Here is a 21655-nt window from a genome sequence, read left to right as displayed (position 1 = left end):
GACACTGCGCTTTCGCGAGCAAGCCCGCTCCCACATTTGCATCGAGAACGTCTTAAAAACTGTAGGTGCCTGTTACTACCAGGCTACGCGGCTCGCCCGGTTGAATCTGCGCCGCACTGGTGGCCGAGGCGTAGTAGTTTTTGTCGGCAATGTTGTTCAGCGCCGCCCGCACATCCCATTCCTTCTGACGGAACCCGGCCAACGCGTCCCACCGGCCATAGCCGGGCAGCACCACGGTGTTGAGGTTGTCGGCATAACGGTCGCCTACGAGGGTCAGACCGGTTTCTGCGTACCAGCCCATTTCCGGTTTCCAGGTGATAAACAGGCTGGCATTGCGCTTGGCCACATCGCTGATGCGCTTGCCTTCAAAGCCGTTGTTGTCCTTCTCGACCTTGGCGTCCTGCAAGCCCACGCCACCGCGCACATACCAATTGCCGACGACCTTGCCGGTGGCCGTCAACTCCACGCCGCGTGAACGTTGCTCGCCGGTGAGCAGGGTGATAGTGCGGTCCAGCGGGTCGCTGGTGCGGCGGTTGTAGAGTTCCAGTTCGTACAGGGCCAGGGTGGTGCTCAGGCGGTCGTCGAGCCAGTCGCTTTTTACGCCGATTTCCTTTTGCTTGGTCAGCTCGGGGCTCAGGTCGTTGACGCTGCCTGCGGCATTCGGGGTGATACCGATCAAGCCGCCACCCGCCGGCGAGAAGGTCTTGCTCCACGAGGCGTAGAACGAGTGATGTTCCAGTGGCGTCCACACCAGACCGATTCGCGGGCTGGTGCTGTGGCTCTCGACGTCTTGCCGGACGTTGAGCAGCTTATTGGTAGTGTCCACTTCGAAGTGGTCGTAACGCAGGCCGGCCAGCACTTGCCATTGATCGTTGAGGCGCAGTTGATCCTGCACGTACAGCGCGCGACTTTCGACTTCGGTGTGGTTGTTACTTGAAAGACTCATCCGCCCGGTGTGGCTGAGGTGGCGGTCGGGCTGGTCGAGGTCCAGGCTGGGTACGGCCTGGCCGCCGCGGTTGACGGCAGTGGCGCTGTACAACTTCGGGTTGCGGCGCTGGCTGCCCAACTCAAGGCCGGTGAGCAGGCGATGTTCCAGGCCAAAGGTGTCGAAACCGCCTTCCAGCTCAAGGTTATTGAAAACGTTGCGGGTGGTCAGGTCCTGCTGCCAGCGCTGGCGCGTGACGTTGTTGGTTTTGGCGTCATAGCCGGTCTGGTAGGTGTTGTCGAAATCGCTGTCGAGCTTGAACACGCCGAGGGTATGGCGCAGTTGCCAGTTGCTGTTGAGTTCGTAGGCCAGCTTGGAGCGCAGGGACTGGGATTTGTCGTCGATGTAGTCGCGGCTGTCAAAGTAAGTGGTGCTGCGGCTCACCTGCGCCGGGCGCCCGCCAACCCCTGGAATGCCGCGATCCGGCGTACGGTTGTAGCGGCTGTATTCGTATTGCACCAACCAATTCAAGTCAGGCGTCAGTTGCCAGCTCATGGACGGCGCAAACAGCTGGCGGTTGCCACTCACGCCGTCGCGGAAGCTGTTGTTGTCCTGGTTGCCCATGTTCAGGCGCAGGCTGATGTCGTCGCTAGGGTCGGTGCTGAGGTCGGCGTACAGGCTGCGCAAATCATGGCTGCCGCCTTGGGCTTCGATGCTGGACTTCTGCCCGGCTTGGGGCAGTTTGCTCACGCGGTTGACGATCCCGCCCTGGCCGCCTCGCCCGTAAAGCACGGCTGCCGGGCCTTTGAGCACTTCGATGCGCTCGATGTTATGCAGGTCGCGCACGTACTGGCTGTCGTCGCGTATGCCGTCCAGGTAGAAGTCATTGCTCGAGTCGAAACCGCGGATACGCAGGCTGTCGAACCGTGTGTCGGCACCGCTGCTCACGTTGGGCATGCCGCTCAATGCCTGGCCCAGGTCGTTGGTGCCGTAGGCGCGCAGGCTTTCGGTTTTGACCGAATCGATTGCCTGGGGCACGTAGCGCACCGAGGTGGCGGTGCGGGTGGCGGTGTTGGTCTCCTTGACGCGTGGGTCGTCTTCGTCAGCTTCGGCGCTGACCGAAGTTTCGGGCAAGACGGTGGCAGCACAGGCAAAACCGGCAGACAGCAGGACAGAGAGCCCAAGGGTGATGGGCGTCAGGCGAGAGGCAGGCATGGAGAAATGCATCCAAAAAGGGCGGGAGAAAAATGTGCGCAAATGGTAATGCTTTGCATTTGCGCGCGTTATGTATTCCCAAAGATTCAGGCTGCTAAAAGTGTTACACGATATGTTTTGTTGACGAGTCGGATGGTTTTTCGGGCTTGGGTGAAGGCTCTGGAATGCGCCGCTTAGACTTTTTTCGCCTAAATACAGACGATTCACGAAATTGACACATAGTTCAACGCGCGCATACGATTGCGCCCAACGCCTGTGGCTAACCGCCATAACTCATCCAATAAAAAAAGGCCCGCGGCAGTTCAGTCGTCCGCGGGCCTTCTTTTTTCTGGAGAAAGTCGACACCAGAAAAGCAACACGGAGCCTGGTGTCTCAGCGCGTACTCAACCAGTAATAAGGAATATAAGAAATGTTGAAGCAACGGATGGGTCTGATCGCTCTGGGGATTTTGAGCGCATCTCAGGCAATGGCTAGCGACCAGGAGCAATCCAAGGGTTTTGTAGACGACAGCCACCTGAACATCGCAGTACGCAACGCTTACATCAGCCGTGACTACAAAAACGGCAAGCAAGACAAAGCCGAATGGGGCCAGGGCTTCATCGGCAAGTTCGAGTCCGGCTTCACCCAAGGCACTGTCGGCGTGGGTGTGGACGTGATCGGCCAATACGCGCTGCGCCTGGACGGTGGCAAAGGCCGCAGCGGCGCGGGCGGTATCGACTTCTTCAAGCAAGGTGACAGCGGCGAAGCCGCCAACGACCTGGCCAAGGGCGGCGCAGCCGTCAAGGCGCGCATCTCCAACACCGTGATCAAATACGGTCAGCAGATGCCAGCTGTTCCGGTCCTGGAATACGACAACTCGCGTTTGCTGTCGGAAACCTTCGAGGGCACCTCGATCGTGTCCAAAGAAATTGCCGGTCTGCAACTGGACGCGGGTCACTTCACCAAGGAAGCTCGCAAGAGCGCCGAAGGCGGCGACAGCGGCCGCCTGAAAAGCATCGACTACATCGGTGGTAGCTACAAATTCACCGAAAGCCTGTCCGCCGCGCTGTATGCGTCCGACATGCAAGACGTGCTGAAGAAGCAATACGTCAACGTCAACTACGTGCTGGCGCTGCCAGAGAAGCAATCGTTGACCTTTGACTTCAACGGCTACAAAACCAAGCTGGACCGCAGCTTCGCCCTGGAAAACCAAGGTGACGCGGACGCTCGCGACAACAAAATCTGGAGCCTGGGCGCTACCTGGGCTGTTGGCCCGCACAGCTTCACCGTCGCTCACCAGCGCAGCACCGGCGACACCGGCTACCTGTACGGCGGCTACCGCAACGCTGGCGGCATTGGCGATGGCGGCAACACCATCCTGCTGGCCAACTCCTACTGGTCCGACTTCAACGGTAAAGACGAGCGCTCCTGGCAAGCAGGCTACGGCCTGGACTTCAGTGCCTTCGGCGTACCTGGCCTGACCTACAACATCGCTTACGTGCGCGGCACCAACATTGACGACGGTTCCAACCGCGGCAGTGGCACCGAGCGTGAAATCTTCAACCAGTTCAAATACGTCGTTCAGAGCGGCCCGGCCAAAGACCTGAGCCTGCGCGCTCGTGCGTCCTGGTTGCGCGTCTCCAGCAACGCCAGCAACTACAACGTAGGCGGTAACGAAATCCGTCTGTTCGCCGACTACCCGATCAACGTTTTCTAATTGATCGCACGTCGCGCCTGATGCCAGGCGATAAAAAACCCCGACTGGTTCGGGGTTTTTTTATGCGCGCCTGCAGGCCTCTAACGTGTTACATCGCAGTATTAATGAATTACTCCGTGCCACCTCTATCTCCTTCAGTCGCACGCCTAAATTAGCCCCACTCGCCAGCCCATCATCCCGATGGCCGACCACTGGAGCCACTGGCATGCCCTTTGTCAGCCTGCGCATCACCCGTGACGGCGTTACCCCGGAACAAAAAGCTCAGGTCATCGCCGAATTCACCGAAACCCTCTAACGGGTCCTCAACAAACGTCCCGAGGGGAGGAGTCAGGAAAATGGATTGGTTGTTTTTTAGCCCGTTCAAGCGGTACAGATAGGCTGCTGTTGAAATTATTATTTTTATGGACGCGCCATAATTATTGGCCAGCCATAATTTTGCATAAAAGCTGAGGTGCTGGTGGAAGGAGTCAGCTGAGGGGGCTGCTGCCGTCTATTTCATAAGGTGACGTGGGTGCACAGTAACCGTCCAGCGAAGTCACCTATCCGCGGTTTCGTGATTGGCGCAATCGGGGGATCTTCGAGCAGATTCTGCCGCATAGGTGGCAACCGGCCTAATCATGCAAGGAGTAATGCCTGGGCACATACGCTTTCGGGGATTTGCTTTGTGCTCAGTCGAAAGATCGCGGGATGGGGCGGGGACGTATCCTTCGACTGGAATCAGTAACCACTTTCTCAAGCGATACGTGTTATTCAAACTTCATTTTCAGAGCTGTGCCATTCGTTATCTTGCAGGTGCCGACGCCGGTGTCTGCGGGCATTTCATGAGCGCAGGTGGCTGAAGGAAAACCGCCGTATCGTTACGCGCTTCGACAAGCTCGAGAAAAGTTTTGCGGCGATGGTCTTATTGGCCTGTGTCATGCTGTATTTGCGACATTCATTGCGTACAGAGCCTAGTATTGAAGCGGCCTCTACTCTTTGCTTCAAAGCTATGGCGAGACAAGAAAAGCAACCCTGGCTACCCTATCTATTCGGTTACGGCAGCATTGAAAATATCCCGTCGCTAGAGTCGAAAAACCTCTGGCGTGTTTCCCGAGTGCTGTGAATTTCCGTTTTACAATATGAGCTTTGATGCCAAATGAAATTACTGCTTCATCCCGCCAGAGCTGTCGCCCTGGTGTTCCTAGCAGCGATATTCGCCGGAACCTTCATTCTGATGCAGCCGATCTCCCAGGCCGAGGGGGTCGCCGCCCCTTGGGTGACGGCCTTCTTTACGGCGGTATCGGCCGTCTGCGTGACCGGATTGGTGGTGGTGGATACCGGCACGTACTGGTCGACCTTCGGCCAGTCGGTGATTCTGCTTCTGTTCCAGCTCGGCGGCTTCGGCATCATGACGGTGGCGACCTTGCTCGGCTTGATGGTTAACAGTCGATTGCGCCTGCGTACCAAAATGGCTGCACAGTTGGAGTCGCGCTCATTGGGAGTAGGTGACATTGCCAGCGTGGCCAAGTTGGTGCTGGTGGTGACGTTTACCCTGGAGCTCATCATCGCCTTGTGGCTCACCCTCAGATTGCATGGCGCCTATGGCCAGCCCTGGGCCGATGCTGCGTGGAGTGGTCTATTTCATGCTGTATCGGCATTCAATAACGCAGGTTTCTCGATTTATCCCGACAGCCTGATGCACTTCGCCACGGATGCCTGGATTCTGTCGCCCATCATGGCTGCGATCATTATCGGTGGCATTGGCTTCCCCGTTCTGTATGACCTACGCAGCAGGTTCAACCATCCCCGTCGTTGGTCGCTGCATACCAAGCTTACGTTGTCTGGTACGGCGATCCTGTTAGTGGTCGGTTTTTTCACGCTGCTGCTGTTCGAGTGGGACAATTCCACCACACTCGGCCCAATGGCCATGACCGATAAAGCCTTGTCGGCGGCATTTGCTTCAGTTTCCGCGCGTACCGCCGGGTTCAATTCGATCGATATTGGGGCTCTGACCCCCGAAAGCTGGGCTGTGCATTACTTTCTGATGTTCGTCGGCGGCGGCAGTGCAGGCACTGCGGGCGGGGTTAAAGTCGGTACTGTCGCGATCCTCGCCTTACTGGTGATTGCCGAAATTCGTGGGCACAGTGACTGCGAGGCATTTGGCCGGCGAGTCGGCGCCCCGGCCCAGCGTCAAGCCATCACCGTGCTCGTTCTGAGCAGCGCCATGATCGTACTGGCGACTCTCTTTATCCTGCGTGAAACAACGTTGCCCACCGACAAGGTCATATTCGAAGTCATCTCGGCGTTCGGCACCGTTGGCCTGTCCACCGGTATCACCGCCGATTTGCCCACATCGGGCCAACTGGTGTTGACGCTGCTGATGTACGCCGGACGGGTGGGCACTATCACGTTGGCGGCTTCACTGGCCTTGGGCGAGCACCGCATGCCTTATCGTTACCCGGAGGAACATCCAATTGTTGGCTAATTTTCTATTTTCAGAGAAGTTTTCATTTGCCAAGGGCGACAGCGTGGTGGTGATCGGCCTGGGTCGCTTCGGCGGCTCGGTGGCCCAATCGCTGATGCGGTTGGGCCACGACGTGATGGGCATCGACCGTGACGCCGCACCTGTCCATGAGTGGGCCGACCTCCTGACTCATGCGGTGCAGGCAGATTCCACGAACCTGCAGGTGTTGCGCCAATTGGGAGTTGCTGACTTCGCCCACGCCATTGTGGGAATCGGCACCGACTTGGCCGCGAGTTTGCTGACCATCATGACGCTGACCGAACTGGGGATCCCGGATATCTGGATAAAGGCCCGGACAGGCGAGCACGGGCAGATAGCCCAGCGCATCGGCGCCCATCACGTCGTCTATCCGGAGAAGGAAATGGGCGAACGTGTCGCTCACCTCATAACCGGGCGGATGATTGATTTTATTGAGTTCGACGACGGTTTTGCCATCGCCAAGATTCATTCTCCACTGTCGTGCCACAACAGCACGCTGGCCGACGGGCAAATCCGCGAAAAATTTGGGGTGACCGTCGTGGGGTTGAAGCGCACCAATCAAGACTTCCAGCATGCCACCCCTAGCACCCTGATCCGGCCTGGTGATCTGCTAATCGTGTCCGGGCCGACCCATCTGATCCAGAAATTTGCGGGAGGCTAGACATAGCCAGTGAGCAACAATTGGCCGATTCTGCTGAAAAAGTCGGATTCTCAGTGGGCTTGGGTTCAGGCTGTTGGCGCTGATTGAAAACTGCCCCCCAACACTCTCAATTTCGTACAGCCACTGGACGCAACGCAGGGCCTGCTCGGCGAGCTGGCTCTTATTAGTAGCGCGCAATTCGAAGAATTTGCGCCGGGCCTGGGCCAGGCAGCCAAGCTCGGTCGCGCCGAGTTCGAAGCTGGCCTTGTAACCGCTAAAATCGTCGCAGACCAACTTACCTTTCCAGCCTTGCGGGAAGTTATGAGAATGAAATCGGGCTCATACCACTATTTCCACGGTATACGCTGTGTACAAGATCTGCAGCCGTCAGGCTCCAGAGGGAGAGGGGTCAATAGCGGATAGGGGACGCGGGAGGGATGTGTCGAAGCACTGCAGAAGATTACAGGCGCCCAGAAACAACAAAGCCCTCACATTGCTGTGAGGGCTTCGTCTTATATGGTGCCGGCACCAGGAGTCGAACCCGGGACCTACTGATTACAAGTCAGTTGCTCTACCAACTGAGCTATACCGGCGTGTTAGGGCGACGATTATAGCGATTGGCAAGCTTCTGTAAACCCCTGAATTCTGACTATTTTTGCAGAAACCAAGGTTTTTTTGCGATGGCTGCGTTTTCGTCGTCTCTGGAGCTGCAAATCAGCTTCAATTCCCTCCCCGTAACGGTCGGTAAATTCCATGTACGCCAACACCTGCGTCGGACCCTTCGAGTCCGGATACGTCACCGCGCATTCACCACGCCGCATCCCGGCGGGGTCCACAGGGTTGGAGAATACGCGTTGCGTATCCGGCTTGTGGCTTACGTCCGCAGGGTTAGTGTCGTGAGGTGGGTGTTTTGGCTCGTTGTGTAAGCGTGTAGATATATGTGTGTGCTGATACGAAGTCGGTTTGAGCGATACCCACCTGTCTCTCGATCACGAAAAAATCAGCAAGGTTTGTCTAAAAAAGGCTTATGAGTAGGCTAGCGTATTGTTGTAGAAGTGAATATTCAAAAAAAACGACAAGCCATAAAAATGACGCCATGCCGCTTATCTGAAAGGATTCTGATACAAGCACCAAAACACTGACACTATCATTGTGATATCACACAATGCCGCCCTTGTTTGATCAGCAGTTCAAAAGGGGAGCAGTCAGTGGGGCGTGCAGATCACCTTTCAAAACCATACACCGCGCCCGCTGTGCCCGATTTGCGCGAGCCGCGGTTGGCTGAGCCCCTGCAGCGTTTGCTGGATCACTTGAACCGAGGAGGAGCAGAGTCTCTTCACCCGACTGAGGTGTTGGACGGTTCACCTGCCGCTGTTTATTCAGATGGGTCTGCGCCGAAGGTGGTGGTGGTGGTTTCTGCGACAGGCGGCGTGGGCCGCAGCACGCTGGCTGCTGCACTTGCCAATGGTCTGCAACGCCAGGGGCACCCGGCGCTGGCGTTGGATCTGGACCCGCAGAACGCGCTGCTTCATCACTTGTGCCCAGGGTTTGATCTGCCGGGCCTTGGCGCAACCAGCCTGCTTAACCAGACCTGGCAAGCCTTGCCCAAACGAGGTTTTGCCGGGTGCCGTCTGGTGACCTTCGGGAAGACCAATGCTGTGCAGCAACAGAGCCTGAACCGCTGGCTGGGGCAGGACCTCGAGTTTCTTGGCAAGCGCTTGGCTGGGCTTGGGCTGAATGGCGAGGACACGGTGGTCATCGACGTCCCTGCTGGCAACACGGTGTATCTGACCCAGGCGATGTCCGTGGCGGATACGGTGCTGGTGGTGGTTCAGCCGGATGCGGTTTCGTTTCGTGGTTTGGCCAGGATGGACGAGGTGCTCGCGCCGTATCTTGCGAACGCATCGTCACTTCAACGGTTTTACGTGATCAACCAGGTCGACGGCGACCATGCTTTCAGCCAGGACATGGCAGGTGTCTTCACGTTACACCTGGGCGATGCCGTGTTGGGAACCGTGCGGCGTGACTTAGCGTTCAGTGAGGCGCAGGCCTATGGGCGAGACCCGCTCGACCCTGCGATCAACAGCGTCGGTTGCCAGGATGTAAATGCGTTGTGCCGTGCCTTGAGTGCGCGCATGCAGTTAGCAAGTGCCGGCCATTAAATTGACTATTTACCGTCTGTCTAAAAAACAATCACTGAAAACATCAAAATAATGACACTTTGTTGCTCCTGTCACAGAATGCGACAACTGGGACGCCTACAAGAAGACCTGCGGTAAGTGCTGCTTGCCGACCTTTCACGTCTTTAAGCTGCGTCGTGAGGAGCAGGCTATGAGCCTTAGCGAAGAACTGTTGGCATTGTTCGGCAAAAACGTGACCCATGATGCCCAAGGCATTAATGCGCGCATGCACTTCTTTGGCAGCGTGCCTGCTAATGAAACCACCTCTGCCCAATCCCAATTGACTGATATTGCAGCGCTGCGCCCCAAAGTGGTGGCGTTGGTGTCGATGAATGGCGGTGTCGGCCGTAGCACCCTGGCCACGGCCTTGAGCAGTGGTTTACAGCGCCACGGCGAGTCGGTGGTGGCGCTGGATCTTGACCCGCAAAACGCCTTGCACCATCACTTCGGCGTCAGTGCCACATTGCCCGGTATCGGCCGCACCAGCCTGGAGCATGGGCAATGGAGCCCGTTACAGCAGATTGGCTTCGCCGGTTGCCAGGTGATTACCTTTGGCGATATCGACATTGAGCAGCAGGAAAACCTCGAGCGTTGGCTCAAGCACGAGCCTGCCTGGCTGGCGCAGCGGCTCGCGTCGCTGGGCCTGAGCGAGCGGCAGACGGTGATTATCGATACGCCCGCCGGCAATAACGTCTACTTCCATCAAGCGCTGAACGTTGCCGATGTGGTGTTGGTGATCACGCAAGCCGACGCCGCATGCCTTGGTACGCTCGACCATTTCGACGTACTGCTCGCGCCGCACCTTGAGGGTGAGCGCCCGCCAGTTGTGCATGTGGTGGTCAACCAAGTGGATGAGAGCAGTGCATTCAGTCTGGATATGGTTGAAGCGTTCAAGCAGCGGTTGGGGAAAGCGCCGCTGGAGATTCATCGCGACATGGCCATCAATGAAGCCTTGGCGTTTGCAACTGACCCGTTGGATACCGTGGCAAAAAGGCTGTTCACTGACGATCTGAATGAGATTTGCCGGTTGTTGAAGGCCCCGAAAAAAACGGCCTAAAGTGCTGTTTATTCGCTTGACGCTAAATGCTTATGCACAATCGGTTGGTTGCTGCTGCCACGAAACAGCGATTTTGTGGCGCTGTTCTCAATGCGCTGCAACTGCCTGTTTTGTGTGCGTTTTATTTTGTGAACAAAAAATGACCAGGGTGGCTTTTGGTCTGTAGCACTGATAGCTACAGCCTCTGTGAATAAACTATCAACAGAGTTATCCACAGGTCGCGTGTAGGAAAAATTGCTCCCTAATCGCGCTCAGCCAGCACCATCAAGTTGCGCGGGGTCAGTGTGGGTTCGCAGAAGCTGCCTACCTCGACTTTGTAGCCTTGGTCCGCCAGGAAAAGTGCCCGGTCCAGCACCAGCCACATTTCCAGGGGCCGCCGAAACAGCGCTCGTACCAACTCCAGGTTTCGCACGTGCGCCAAGCGGCGCCAGCCGTGCGCCTCAAGCGTTACCCAATCCTGTTCGCCTGTGGCAAAACCCTTGAGGCCTGCCAGCTCCCGGCAATAGTCGGCAAAGGGTTTGTCCAGCCAGTGGGCGGGCAGGGAGGGCGTGGCCAGGTATTCGTCACGGCCGCGTAACTGCCTTTGCAACTGATCAAAGCCCAGGCGCCGGGCCATGGAGGTGTCGCGTTGCTGGCGTACACGGTTGCCGGCGGTGACGGTTTCGCTCAGCGGCAGCCCCAGATCATCGACCGATAGTTGCAGCCGTGACGCACGCCCAACCCTCGATAACGCTTGATAGTGGTCAGCGCTGATGCGGTTGTAACAGCAAGGCGCCAGCGCCAGTTGCTTGCAGCCCGCTGCGCTGGCCAGTTGCAGCAGGCGCACGTGCAGGTCGCCGCAGGCATGCAGGGCGACGGGTGTGTGGTCGGCGCTGATCGACACAGGCGCCATCACGTCTTGCAGGCGATGGGTAGCGGGCAGGCCGTGATGGTCGCTCAAGGCCTGGCCCGAGGCGATCAGGGCCGGGTCGTATTCGAGGCAGGTCAGGTGTTGGCCGGCTTGCAGCAAGCGGCGGCCGAGGTGGCCTTTGCCGGCGCACCAGTCCAGCCAATGGGTGGGTGTTTCGGCGAAATTAAGTGCGGTGCCGAAGGCTTCAATTTGCTGCCACTTGCGGCCAGGTACGTCGACGTTCAGGCGATGGCGAGCGGGTGCAAGCGCGTGTGTCGGTAACCTGTCCACAGCACTGAGCTGCAACGCCTGCGCAGCCAATTGTGCAAAGGGGGCGGGCGCCGGCAGGTCATGGGGGTGGTTGTGACAGCTTTCAGCCTCGGCCAAAGAGCGTTGGCGCAGCCACTGGGCCAGCTCGGGATGTTGGGTTTCCCAGGGTAACTGCAGGTGCGTAAAGGGCCGTGGTCGCCACAGCCCTTGGTGCTCGATCAGAAACGCATCCAGCGCTTCAAAGCGCGCTTCAGCGTCCCTGGCAGGCATCGACGCGCAGCCAGCGTTCGAGCAGTTTAAAGCCGCGCACCAGGATGTAGGCCATCAGCAGATAGAACAGCCCGGCGGCGAAGAAGATCTCCACCGGCAGGTAGGTGCGCGCGATGATGGTCCGCGCCATGCCGGTCAGTTCCAGCAAGGTCACCGTACTGGCCAGGGCGCTGGCCTTAAGCATCAGGATCACTTCATTGCTGTACGCCGGCAGGCCGATACGCGAAGCACGCGGCAGGATGATGTAGAACAGCGTTTTGGGCTTGGACATGCCCAGGGCACGCGCCGCTTCGATTTCACCCGGTGGAATGGCCTGGATCGCGCCGCGCAGAATCTCGGCGATATAGGCGGCCGTGTGCAGGGTCATGGTGGCGGTGGCGCACCAGAACGGATCGCGCAGGTAGGGCCACATGAAGCTCTCACGCACGGCATCGAACTGCGCCAGGCCGTAATAGACCAGGAACAACTGCACCAGCAGCGGCGTGCCACGGAAGAAGAAAATGTAGGCGTAGGGCAGGGCGCTCACGTACCAGCGGCGCGAGGAGCGGGCGATACCGAGCGGGATAGCCAGCAGCAGGCCGGCGATTACCGCGATGGCGACCAGCTCCAGAGTCAGGGTCGCACCCTGGGCCAGTTTGGGCAGCCACTTGATGATCACGGCCCAGTTCAGGCCCAGGTCGAAGTGCGACAGCCAGCTGTAGTCACCGCTCATTGGGTGCTCCTTGCAAAGCCGCGGGCGGCACGTTTTTCCAGGAAGTGCATGCCGGTCATGGCCAGCACGGTCAGGCCCAGGTACATGAACGCCGCGACCATAAAGAAGGTGAACGGCTGCTTGGTCACGGTCACGCCGATCTGCGCATGGCGCATGATTTCTTCCAGCCCGATCACCGACACCAGTGCGGTATCTTTCATCAAAATCATAAACAGGTTGCCCAACCCCGGCAGGGCGATGCGCCACATCTGCGGCATGATCAACCGGGTGAAAATCCGAAACTTCGACAGCCCCAGCGCCACACCGGCTTCGCGGTGGCCTTTGGGGATGGCGAGGATCGCGCCACGAAACACTTCGGTGGCGTAGGCGCCAAAGCACAGCCCCAGGGCGATAACCCCGGCAGCAAAGGCACTGAGCGAAAGGTCGGGGTTACCGAAAAACTCGCCGAGGGCACGCATCAGGTTGACCGTGCCGAAGTAAATCAGCAGCACCCACAGCAGCTCGGGAATGCCACGAACGATGGTCGAGTAAGCACCGCCAAGCCATTGCAACGGCTTGTAGGGGGACGTCTTGGCCAAGGCGCCGGCAAGGCCCAGCACCAGCCCCAGGCACAAGGCCGTGAGCGCCAGTTTGACGGTCATCAGCGCGCCGGCGGCGAGGGCCGGGCCGAATCCGTAGAGATCGAAATTCATGGTGTTTTCATATCGCGGCAGGCATTGCTAAAAGCCGGCGCGCTCAAGCGAGCGCGTCGGTCAGGCCGTTCAGATCATTCGATGCTGAACGGGAAGTACTTGTCGTTGATCTTCTTGTAGGTGCCGTCTGCCTTGATCTCTGCCAGGGCTTTGTTCAGGCGCTCGCGCAGTGGGTCGCCCTTGCGTACGGCGATACCGATCTTGTCGCTTTCTACAACCGGGTCGCCTTTGAATTCATAGGCCGAACCGTCTTTGCTCTTGAGCCATTCGTACTGCACGTACTTGTCGGCGAGGATACCGTCGAGGCGGCCGGACGTCAGGTCGAGGTAGGCGTTTTCCTGGGTGTCGTAGAGCTTGGCCTCGGTGTCCGGCAGCTTGTCTTCCAGGTAAGTACCGGCCAACGTCGCGCGCTGGGCGCCGATGATCTTGCCCTTCAGGTAAGCCGCGTCGGTCTTGAAGTCCGCAGTGGCTTTAGGTGCGATGAATTGCAGCTTGTTGGAGTAGTACGGGTCGGTGAAGTCGACAGCCTGCTTGCGTTCATCGGTGATGGACAGCGAGGACACCAGGAAGTCGAACTTCTTGGCGTTCAGGGCTGGGATGATGCCGTCCCAGTCAGACACATACACTTCGCACTTTTCGACTTTCATCTTGGCGCACAGGGCGTCACCGATGTCTTTGTCGAAGCCGACGACGTTACCGCTGGCGTCTTTATTGTTGAAGGGCGGGTAGGCCGCCTCGATCCCCATTTTCAAGGTTTCTGCCATGGCCGTGGCGCTGAACGCCATCGAAACGGCCGCGGCCAGAAGGAATTTTTTATAGTTCTGCATGCATGTTGCTCCGTTAGCGGTTGCTGGACATGAATTGTTTGCAGCGCGCCGAAAGCGGGTTTTCAAACACCTGCTGTGGCGATCCTTGCTCTTCGACCAGGCCCTGGTGCAGGAACACCACTTCACTGGAAACCTGACGGGCGAAGCCCATTTCATGGGTGACCAGCAGCATGGTGCGGCCTTCTTCGGCCAGCGCGCGGATCACATTAAGTACTTCCTGGACCATTTCCGGGTCAAGCGCCGATGTCGGCTCATCGAACAGGATGACCTTGGGCTGCATCGCCAGGGTGCGTGCAATGGCCGCCCGTTGCTGCTGGCCGCCGGACAGTTGCGCAGGGTACGCGTGGCGTTTATCGCTGATGCCGACCTTGGCCAGCAGGGCTTCGGCCACTTCTATCGCTTCGGCCTTGCTCTGGCCAAGCACACGGCGGGGCGCCTCGATGATGTTGTCGAGGATGCTCATGTGCGGCCACAGGTTAAAGTTTTGAAACACAAAACCGATTTCGCTACGCAGGCGGTTGATCTGCTTGCCGTCGGCGGCCATCAGCTCGCCGTTCTTTGCAGCCTTGAGCTTGAGCTCCTCACCGGCGACCAGGATCTGACCCTGGTGCGGGTTTTCCAGCAGGTTGATGCAGCGCAGGAATGTGGACTTGCCGGAACCGGAGGAACCCAGGATCGAGATCACGTCGCCGTCGCGAGCGGTCAGCGAGATACCTTTAAGTACCTCCAGCTCACCATAGCGTTTGTGCAAGTTGCGGATTTCAAGCGCGGGCGCGGCCTGGGCCATGTGCGGTCCTCATTGTGTTCATTGCGTTCTTGCTGTTGGGCCGCCTTCCTGGCGAGGCGCCAAGCTAGCATAGCGTTCGGATGGCAGCCAACAGCGCTACGGACGGTTAACGGGTGGTGTGCGGCAGGGTGTCGCATCGGCACAGCAGCGTGTCGCGCCATCAACAACCTAACAGACGTTTGAACCCGATAAATCCACAGGCTTCGCGTAAAAAAGGGCGCGATGGTGCCAGCTTTGGCCGGGTGTTGGAAGGGTTAACCGGGCAAACGGTCCATATCAGCCCCCTAATGGGGCGTCACGCACTTTTCGTGTGTGTTTTTGGTGCGCGCAGGCGTCTTGAAAGTGAGTCGCTCGGTAACGCTATAGCGGAATGCCATTGTTCTCAATGACTTGCGACGGCTGATCAATTGTCCTACAGCCCGCGTCAATCGCGACCTTGTAACATTTTGGCGCAAATCTTGCGTAAAAAATAAAGAACGCCCCGTTGGTTTCTTTTCACGAGAAAGATCGCAGGTCGGGCGGACCGTTTTCGCAATTCCTCGCAAAGGTGTGTCAATGAGTAGTACGCAAAGCTCCAATGACCTCGAACAGGGGCTCAAACCGCGTCACGTCACCATGCTGTCGATTGCCGGCGTTATTGGTGCCGGTTTGTTTGTCGGCTCCGGCCACGCGATTGCTGCCGCCGGCCCTGCAGTGCTGCTGGCCTACGCGGCTGCCGGTACGCTGGTGGTGTTGGTGATGCGCATGCTCGCCGAAATGGCCGTGGCCTCGCCGGACACCGGTTCGTTCTCCACCTACGCTGACCGCGCGATCGGTCACTGGGCCGGCTTCACCATCGGCTGGTTGTACTGGTGGTTCTGGGTGCTGGTGATTCCGTTGGAAGCCAACGCGGCGGCGACCATCCTCCATGCCTGGTTCCCCAATGTGGCGATCTGGGCGTTTACCTTGATCATCACCTTGCTGCTGACGGCGACTAACCTGTTCAGCGTGAAACATTATGGTGAGTTCGAGTTCTGGTTTGCCCTGATCAAAGTCGTGGCGATTGTTGGCTTTGTGATCCTTGGTCTGGCTGCCATTTTCGGCTTCCTGCCGACCAGCCAGGTCAGCGGCGTTTCGCACCTGTTTGACACCCAGGGCTTCATGCCGAACGGCATGGGCGCGGTGTTGGCGGCAATCCTGACCACCATGTTCTCCTTCATGGGCACCGAGATCGTCACCATCGCAGCAGCGGAATCGAAGAACCCGGGCCAGCAAATCACCAAGGCCACCAACTCGGTGATCTGGCGGATCGGTTTGTTCTACCTGCTGTCGATCTTCATCGTTGTGTCCCTGGTGCCATGGAATGATCCGACCCTGGCGGCCGTAGGTTCCTACCAGACCGTGCTGGAACGCATGGGCATTCCAAACGCCAAGTTGATCGTTGACCTGGTGGTGTTGGTTGCCGTGACCAGTTGCCTCAACTCGGCGCTGTACACCGCGTCGCGCATGTTGTTCTCCCTGGGTCGTCGCGGTGATGCACCGGCTGTGGCCAAGCGCACCAACAAGAGCGGCACGCCTTACTGGGCGGTGATGTTGTCGACTGGCGCGGCGTTCCTGGCGGTATTCGCCAACTACGTGGCCCCGGCGGCGGTGTTCGAATTCCTGTTGGCCAGTTCCGGCGCTATTGCGTTGCTGGTGTACCTGGTGATTGCCGTGTCGCAACTGCGCATGCGCCAGAAGCGCACGGCAGCGGGCGAGAAGATTGTCTTCAAGATGTGGCTGTTCCCCGGCCTGACCTACGCGGTGATGGTGTTCATCGTGGGTACGCTGACTATCATGCTGTTCCAGGAAGCACACCGGGTCGAGATCATTGCGACCGGGATCCTGAGCTTGCTGGTGGTGTTGGCGGGGTTGTATGTGTCGAGCCGTCGCAAGGCTCAAAGGGCAGGCGCTGCGGTACTCAATTGACGTGACGGCGTGCTGCTTCCGGAGCACGCCATCAACCATGTGGGAGCGGGGCTTGCCCGCGATGACGGACTGACAATTGAGATCTTCTTCGACTGACACGCCGCAATCGCGGGCAAGCCCGCTCCCACATTTGGTTTTGTATCAGTCCTGGGCGCCAATCAGCGCTTGGGACGCGGCAACATAATCGGCCTGGAATTGCGGCGACTCGACCCACGCCAGTGCCGCGGCTTCATCCTCGGTATCCGTCGCCCATTGCCGATACTCGATCAGCGCCGCCAGAATAAAGTCGGTCGCCTCTTCCTCACCTTCCTGCTCCAGCACCACCGCCAACAACGGGTGCGCCAGGAACACCGCACACAGTGCCTGCTGGCTGGTCTCGCCTGCGGTGCGCATTTCGACAAACAACTCGGTTAAATCCACTGACTCAAGGTCAATACGGCTGTCGTCGCCTGCGAACGCATCCGGCTTGGTCGCAACGGCGCGCTGCGTACGGTTTTGCTTGGCCTTGGCCTTGGCCCGGTGGGCACGTTTTTGCTGCTTGTTCGGCGAGGCCATGGGCTCAACGTCCTTGGGGTCTGGATCTGGGTGGCGTATTGAAGCGCAGGTTGGTGCAAATCCCAAGGGTTTCTAGACGCGCTGTCCGGGTGTGCCTTGCGCCAGCGCGCCGTGTTGCAGCCACTTCAGCGCAATTGGCCACAGCCGGTCCTGATAGTCGCTGCGGAAGAAGGCGAAATGCCCGACAGCTGTTTCGCCAATATCTTCGGGAGCAATCCGCAGATGAGTGCGCTCGCTGCTATCGAAATAGCGCAGCAACCGCTCGATGGCCTCTACCGTGCCAAACGGGTCGTCGGTGATGCTGATGGCCAGCAGTTGCGCCTTCACCCGGGTGAAGGGCAACTCACCCAAGGTGCGCCCGCTGGGACGCGTCTCGTACCTGGGCGTTGGCGTGCCCCAGTCGCGCACCACACCGGCCGGCGTATCTTCCAGCCAGCCCAGGCGTTTGCCGGGGAAGTACCCGCACAGCGCCGTCACCAAGGGCATTACCACATGCCACTTGCCAAACATGCGCCAGCGCCCGCCCGCCGCGTAATCGCGCCAGTACGCAAACTGCGCGCCGACCGTCACGACTCGCCGAATCACCGCGCCTGACGCCCCCAGCCCCGCCGCGCAGCCACCAAAACTGTGGCCGATCACATCAATCGGCTGCCCCGGAAACTCCCGTTGTGCGCGCTGCAACATCGCTTCGAAATCCAGCGCGCCCCAATCCGACCACGACGCCTTGAAACCGCGCAACGAGCCATTGCGGGATTCGCCGATGCCACGGTAGTCGTACGTAATGACGTCGAAGCCGTTGGCGAACAGATAGTCGGCGAAGCGTGAGTAGTGGCGGCAGCGTACCGAGGTGGCGGCGTTGATGATGACGACCGGGCGTGTCGGGTCGGGTCTGCTAGGGCGCCAGGTGAAGCCGCTGAGAGGGTAGCCGTCGGCAGCCGACTCGCGGAAGGCTTCTGGGGCAGCTCGGGTGGGCAGGTTCATCGGTCGGCTCGATCCTTGCGCTTTTGGGTGTGGGCTTGGGAGCCACGCGCTTTTATAAGCATTTGAAACTAACAAATTTAGCGCGGCATGAGCGCAGGAAATTTTCGATGCTCGACCTTGGCGCCCTGTGTGCTTAGGCTTGCGGTCTATTGATCAGCCAGAGTCAGCCCATGACCCGCGACACCCTCGAGCACAACCAGATCCCTGTCTACTTTGCCGCCGTCTTGCTGGCGGCTGCATTCGGTGTGCTCGCGCCTTTGTCGGCCCAGGGACTCGGCGTGCTGGTCACGCCCGCCATCGCTGTGCTGATGTACGCCATGTTTCTGCAAATTCCATTTCTGGATCTGCGCCAGGGCCTGGGCAACAAGCGCTTTATATCGGCCTTGCTGTTGGCCAATTTCATTCTGGTGCCGTTGCTGGTGTGGGCGTTGACCCGTGGTCTGGTAGAGCGCCCGGCGTTGCTGGTGGGCGCGTTACTGGTGTTGCTGACGCCATGTATCGACTACGTGGTGGTGTTTACCCATATCGGCAAGGGCGATTCGCGGCTGATGCTGGCGGCGACGCCAGTGCTGTTGTTGCTGCAGTTGGTGTTGTTGCCGGTGTACCTGAGTTTCATGCTGGGCGCGCAGTCCGCCGTGGTGGTGGCGACCGGGCCGTTTGTCGAGGCGTTCTTGTGGTTGATCGTGCTGCCGATGGTCCTGGCGGTGCTGACGACTTCTCTGGCGCGGCGTTCAAGCGCCATCAACCTGTGGAGCAATGCCTGGGCCTGGCTGCCGGTGCCGGCGATGGCGCTGGTGCTGTTTGTGGTCATCGGCTCGCAGATCACCTCGGTGGTGCGCGATATCGCGTTGTTGTTGCCGGTGATTCCGGTCTACGTAGGCTTCCTGTTGCTGGCGCCATTGATGGGCGCGTTGGCTGCGCGGCTGTTCGCCTTGCCCGCCGTCACGGCGCGGGCGGTCACGTTCAGTGCGTCGACCCGCAACTCCCTGGTGGTATTGCCGCTGGCGCTGGCCTTGCCCGAAGACGTGCGCGGGCTGGCCGCGACGGCGGTGATTCTGCAAACCCTGCTTGAGCTGGTGGGCGAGCTACTCTACATCCGGCTGATTCCCGCGCTGGTATGGCGCGCCGGTCGATAGATCCATAAATATTCGGGTTTGTTCAGGCGCTATTCAGGGGCAGAGTCGGCACCATGGAGTTGGCGCACCCTACCTGAAAGGACATTCAATGGATCACCGCAGTCGTTTTCGCCTGGAGTCCCTGGGCATTTTTCTGATCGCTTTATTGCTGTTTACGTTGGGTGTCTGGGACGAACAACCCCAAGGATTTGACGGGCGCTGGGCGCTGTTCATGCAGGAAATGTTTCGCCATGGCGCGAGTCTTTTCCCTACCACCTATGGCCAGCCGTATCCCGACTACCCGGGTACCGCCACCTTCTTCAGTTTCGTATTTGCTCGAATATTCGGTGCGCCGAACCATCTCGCTAATGTGCTGCCGACGGCGCTGGCTTCGGCGGGCGTGATCGCCCTGATCTATCGCCTGTTGGCGCCGTCCAGCCGGCCCTGGGCGTTGCTGACGGTGTTGCTCACGTTGCTCACCACCCAACTGCTCGATAAGTCGCGTTCGGTGTGCCTGGACCTGATGGTTGCGCTGCTATGCGTGGGCAGTTTCTACCTGCTGCACACAGGTGAACGCCTGGGGTCGCGCGTCAGGCAGTTGGCCGTATTCCCATTGTTTGTCCTGGCCTTTGCGATTCGCGGGCCATTGGGGCTGATCGAGGTCTGTGGTGTGGTATGCGTGTATTGGGCGCTGGGCCGGCCGGGGGAGCGGGTCAAGCAGGTGCTGATCCACGGTTTTGTGGGGTTGGCGCTGCTCGTGGCCTGTTGGTGGGTGTTGATGAAGCTGGCGCGGTTCAGTGGTGGCGATGCTTTTGCCGATGACGTGTTCAGGATGCAAGTCAGCGGGCGGCTCGATGAGAGTGGTGAGCCGTTCTATTTCTACTTCAAGCTGAGTCTGTACCGTTACTTCCCGGTGGTGCCGCTGGCGCTGGCTGCCTTGATTGCGCTGCGCCATCGTTGGTCTGAGCGGTGGGTCAATGACGACGTACAGTTGGTGGTGCGGCTGGGGGCGTGCGGCTTGATGATTTTGCTCGGGCTGTCGGTGCCGCACTTCAAGCGCGCTTACTACATTCTGCCGATGGTACCGATGTTTGCCGCTGTCGCCGCCTATGGGCTGCTCCAGGCGCAAGGCTGGCTTGTCGGCGTGCGCCGCTGCTACGAAGGGCTTGTCGCGGCGCTGCCGGCGTTGTGCGTGGTTGTGCTGTTTGTGTGTCGGTACAGTTGGCAAAAACGCGGTTACTGGCCTGACGTTTCGTTGCCGCTGTTGATTGGCGGGTTGGTGATGCTGCAAGTGGCGGCGTTGGTTGCCTGGCGTCGGTCAGTGCGCTTGGTCTGGCTCAGCCTGATTGCACTGGTAGCGCAGTGGTTGCTGCTGGTGGTGGTGATAGAGCCGTCCAAGGACCTGCAGTTCGACACTCACAATTTCGTCAGCCAAGTGGAGACGCTTCGTGCGTCGCAGCCGGGGCCTTTGGTGTTTGTCGACCTCGGCCGCGACACGTGGGCGATACGCTACATGATGAACCTTACGCACGACGAGCAGCCGTTGTTCGTGGCAGGCAACGAGCCTGAGAAGCTGCTGACCTTGCCCCGGCCATCCTGGGTGATCGTGCCGCGCAAAGAGGCTGTGCTGCTCAAGGGCACGCCGATGCAGCAGCAGACGCCAGATTTCGAAGGGCGCTTGAACGACAACCCGCTGATGGTGTTTTTACTGAAGTAAGGCAGGTGATCCAGTGCAGGCTATTTGCACTGGTACCCCTCAGGCATCGTGACGGTGTAGTTGCGGTGCACGCGGTCCTGGAAATTCAGGTTCTGCAAGCCTTGCTCCACCAGGAAGGTTTCGATCTTGGCGGCCTGGCAGTCTTCGTTGTAGGACATCGCCCGGAGCAGGTACACCGCGCGCCTGCTCACTTCATCCCGCGCAGTGGCGGTGAACGTGGTGAGCGTGGTGTAGCCGGTTCGCTCGGAGGTCCCTACCGGGCCATAGGTGGTGTTGGGCTTGCTGGTGCAGGTCAACTGGTCTTCTTTTTTCTTGTTTTTCTTGCACTGGGTGGTCGTGGTGGTTGGCACCTGACCGTAGTCGGTGGCGGTGTAACGGTAAGTGACCTGCCGGCTGTCGACATCAAGGGTGATGGTCATTTTGATCGGTGCATGGTTCTTGGGTAGGGTCGTGTCGGTAAACACCTCCCGAAAGCCCTGGTCCTTCATGGCATTGACCATGTCCCGCAAGTAGTAGCGGGCATTCAGCGTGCTTTGCGCACTGCCGCCCACGGACGTCGTCACCAGTACCGTTGCCTGTCGATCAAAGTGATAGTCCGGATCAGGTGTCGCGTCGATCGAGACGTCCATTTGGGTGGCGCATCCACTGAGCAGCGCCGTCAGCAGCAAAAGCGCGCAGAACAAGTACCGGGTCATCAA

General features: G+C 59.0%; 18 protein-coding genes, 1 tRNA gene and 3 pseudogenes. 10 read left to right on the top strand and 12 right to left on the bottom strand.

The window, feature by feature from the left end:
* Positions 1-52 precede the first annotated feature (52 nt).
* Positions 53-2140 carry a TonB-dependent receptor gene (locus ACLBW8_RS12485; protein WP_447805474.1) on the bottom strand — a complete coding sequence of 696 codons (2088 nt, stop codon included), beginning with the start codon at positions 2138-2140 and terminating at the stop codon, positions 53-55.
* Positions 2141-2549: 409 nt separating this feature from the next.
* Here ACLBW8_RS12485 and ACLBW8_RS12480 point away from each other — a divergent pair, with 409 nt between their 5' ends.
* The 5 genes and pseudogenes from ACLBW8_RS12480 to ACLBW8_RS12460 all read left to right on the top strand — a co-directional run bounded on the left by ACLBW8_RS12480 (position 2550) and on the right by ACLBW8_RS12460 (position 6979).
* Positions 2550-3836: an OprD family porin gene (locus tag ACLBW8_RS12480; protein WP_447805473.1), complete on the top strand. Its 1287-nt coding sequence runs from the start codon at positions 2550-2552 to the stop codon at positions 3834-3836.
* A 205-nt stretch (positions 3837-4041) separates the two neighbouring features.
* Positions 4042-4128, top strand: a pseudogene (locus tag ACLBW8_RS12475) (4-oxalocrotonate tautomerase); the annotation flags it as partial.
* A gap of 540 nt (positions 4129-4668) precedes the next feature.
* Positions 4669-4767: pseudogene (locus tag ACLBW8_RS12470) on the top strand (IS5/IS1182 family transposase); the annotation flags it as partial.
* Positions 4768-4971: 204 nt separating this feature from the next.
* Positions 4972-6300 (top strand): TrkH family potassium uptake protein, encoded by a 1329-nt coding sequence (locus ACLBW8_RS12465; RefSeq protein ID WP_447805472.1) that lies wholly within the window; start codon positions 4972-4974, stop codon positions 6298-6300.
* Positions 6290-6979 carry a potassium channel family protein gene (locus ACLBW8_RS12460; protein WP_221293665.1) on the top strand — a complete coding sequence of 230 codons (690 nt, stop codon included), beginning with the start codon at positions 6290-6292 and terminating at the stop codon, positions 6977-6979. Before ACLBW8_RS12465 ends, ACLBW8_RS12460 begins: the two co-directional genes overlap by 11 nt.
* 102 nt (positions 6980-7081) lie before the next feature.
* Here ACLBW8_RS12460 and ACLBW8_RS12455 read toward each other — a convergent pair.
* The 3 genes and pseudogenes from ACLBW8_RS12455 to ACLBW8_RS12445 form a co-directional block, all read right to left on the bottom strand.
* A pseudogene (locus ACLBW8_RS12455) lies at positions 7082-7288 on the bottom strand (IS66 family transposase); the annotation flags it as partial.
* 187 nt (positions 7289-7475) lie between these two features.
* Positions 7476-7551: transfer RNA gene (locus ACLBW8_RS12450), tRNA-Thr, on the bottom strand.
* Positions 7552-7566: 15 nt separating this feature from the next.
* A complete protein-coding gene (locus tag ACLBW8_RS12445; RefSeq protein ID WP_447805471.1) occupies positions 7567-7713 on the bottom strand; it encodes a hypothetical protein in 147 nt (48 codons plus the stop codon).
* A 654-nt stretch (positions 7714-8367) separates the two neighbouring features.
* On the opposite strand from ACLBW8_RS12445, the gene ACLBW8_RS12440 reads away from it, so the two are divergent.
* Together ACLBW8_RS12440 and bcsQ are read left to right on the top strand one after the other, a co-directional pair.
* Positions 8368-9120, top strand: a complete 753-nt coding sequence (locus tag ACLBW8_RS12440; protein ID WP_447805470.1) for a cellulose synthase operon protein YhjQ/BcsQ — start codon at positions 8368-8370, stop codon at positions 9118-9120.
* Positions 9121-9289: 169 nt separating this feature from the next.
* Positions 9290-10195, top strand: a complete 906-nt coding sequence (gene bcsQ, locus ACLBW8_RS12435; RefSeq protein ID WP_447805469.1) for a cellulose biosynthesis protein BcsQ — start codon at positions 9290-9292, stop codon at positions 10193-10195.
* Positions 10196-10436: 241 nt separating this feature from the next.
* Here the strand turns inward: bcsQ and ACLBW8_RS12430 are convergent, their stop codons facing one another.
* From ACLBW8_RS12430 to ACLBW8_RS12410, 5 genes are all read right to left on the bottom strand, one after another.
* The gene (locus ACLBW8_RS12430) at positions 10437-11624 is read right to left on the bottom strand and encodes a methyltransferase (protein WP_447805468.1); all 1188 of its coding nucleotides are present in this window, start codon (positions 11622-11624) and stop codon (positions 10437-10439) included.
* Positions 11605-12294, bottom strand: a complete 690-nt coding sequence (locus ACLBW8_RS12425) for an ABC transporter permease (protein ID WP_026013808.1) — start codon at positions 12292-12294, stop codon at positions 11605-11607. Before ACLBW8_RS12425 ends, ACLBW8_RS12430 begins: the two co-directional genes overlap by 20 nt.
* A gap of 38 nt (positions 12295-12332) precedes the next feature.
* Positions 12333-13028, bottom strand: coding sequence for an ABC transporter permease (locus ACLBW8_RS12420; protein WP_053253867.1), 696 nt, complete (start codon positions 13026-13028; stop codon positions 12333-12335).
* Positions 13029-13102: 74 nt separating this feature from the next.
* Entirely contained in the window at positions 13103-13855 is a 753-nt protein-coding gene (locus ACLBW8_RS12415; RefSeq protein WP_064450233.1) for an ABC transporter substrate-binding protein, read from the bottom strand.
* A 13-nt stretch (positions 13856-13868) separates the two neighbouring features.
* Positions 13869-14642 (bottom strand): ABC transporter ATP-binding protein, encoded by a 774-nt coding sequence (locus ACLBW8_RS12410; protein ID WP_053253869.1) that lies wholly within the window; start codon positions 14640-14642, stop codon positions 13869-13871.
* Positions 14643-15197: 555 nt separating this feature from the next.
* On the opposite strand from ACLBW8_RS12410, the gene gabP reads away from it, so the two are divergent.
* Positions 15198-16589: a GABA permease gene (gene gabP, locus ACLBW8_RS12405; protein ID WP_064450234.1), complete on the top strand. Its 1392-nt coding sequence runs from the start codon at positions 15198-15200 to the stop codon at positions 16587-16589.
* Between the two features lie 141 nt (positions 16590-16730).
* On the opposite strand, the gene ACLBW8_RS12400 is transcribed toward gabP, so the two are convergent.
* Positions 16731-17144, bottom strand: a complete 414-nt coding sequence (locus ACLBW8_RS12400) for a hypothetical protein (RefSeq protein ID WP_053253871.1) — start codon at positions 17142-17144, stop codon at positions 16731-16733.
* A 72-nt stretch (positions 17145-17216) separates the two neighbouring features.
* On the bottom strand, positions 17217-18125 hold the full coding sequence (locus ACLBW8_RS12395) for an alpha/beta hydrolase family protein (protein ID WP_447805467.1): 909 nt from the start codon (positions 18123-18125) through the stop codon (positions 17217-17219).
* 170 nt (positions 18126-18295) lie between these two features.
* Here ACLBW8_RS12395 and ACLBW8_RS12390 point away from each other — a divergent pair, with 170 nt between their 5' ends.
* Positions 18296-19261 carry an arsenic resistance protein gene (locus ACLBW8_RS12390; RefSeq protein WP_447805466.1) on the top strand — a complete coding sequence of 322 codons (966 nt, stop codon included), beginning with the start codon at positions 18296-18298 and terminating at the stop codon, positions 19259-19261.
* Positions 19262-19349: 88 nt separating this feature from the next.
* Positions 19350-20957 carry an ArnT family glycosyltransferase gene (locus ACLBW8_RS12385; protein WP_447805465.1) on the top strand — a complete coding sequence of 536 codons (1608 nt, stop codon included), beginning with the start codon at positions 19350-19352 and terminating at the stop codon, positions 20955-20957.
* 20 nt (positions 20958-20977) lie between these two features.
* Here ACLBW8_RS12385 and ACLBW8_RS12380 read toward each other — a convergent pair whose 3' ends face one another.
* On the bottom strand, positions 20978-21652 hold the full coding sequence (locus tag ACLBW8_RS12380) for a hypothetical protein (RefSeq protein WP_064450238.1): 675 nt from the start codon (positions 21650-21652) through the stop codon (positions 20978-20980).
* Positions 21653-21655 lie beyond the last annotated feature (3 nt).

This window comes from Pseudomonas sp. M5A4_2d, from assembly GCF_053345295.1.
This window is presented reverse-complemented; position numbering and strand designations above follow the sequence as displayed.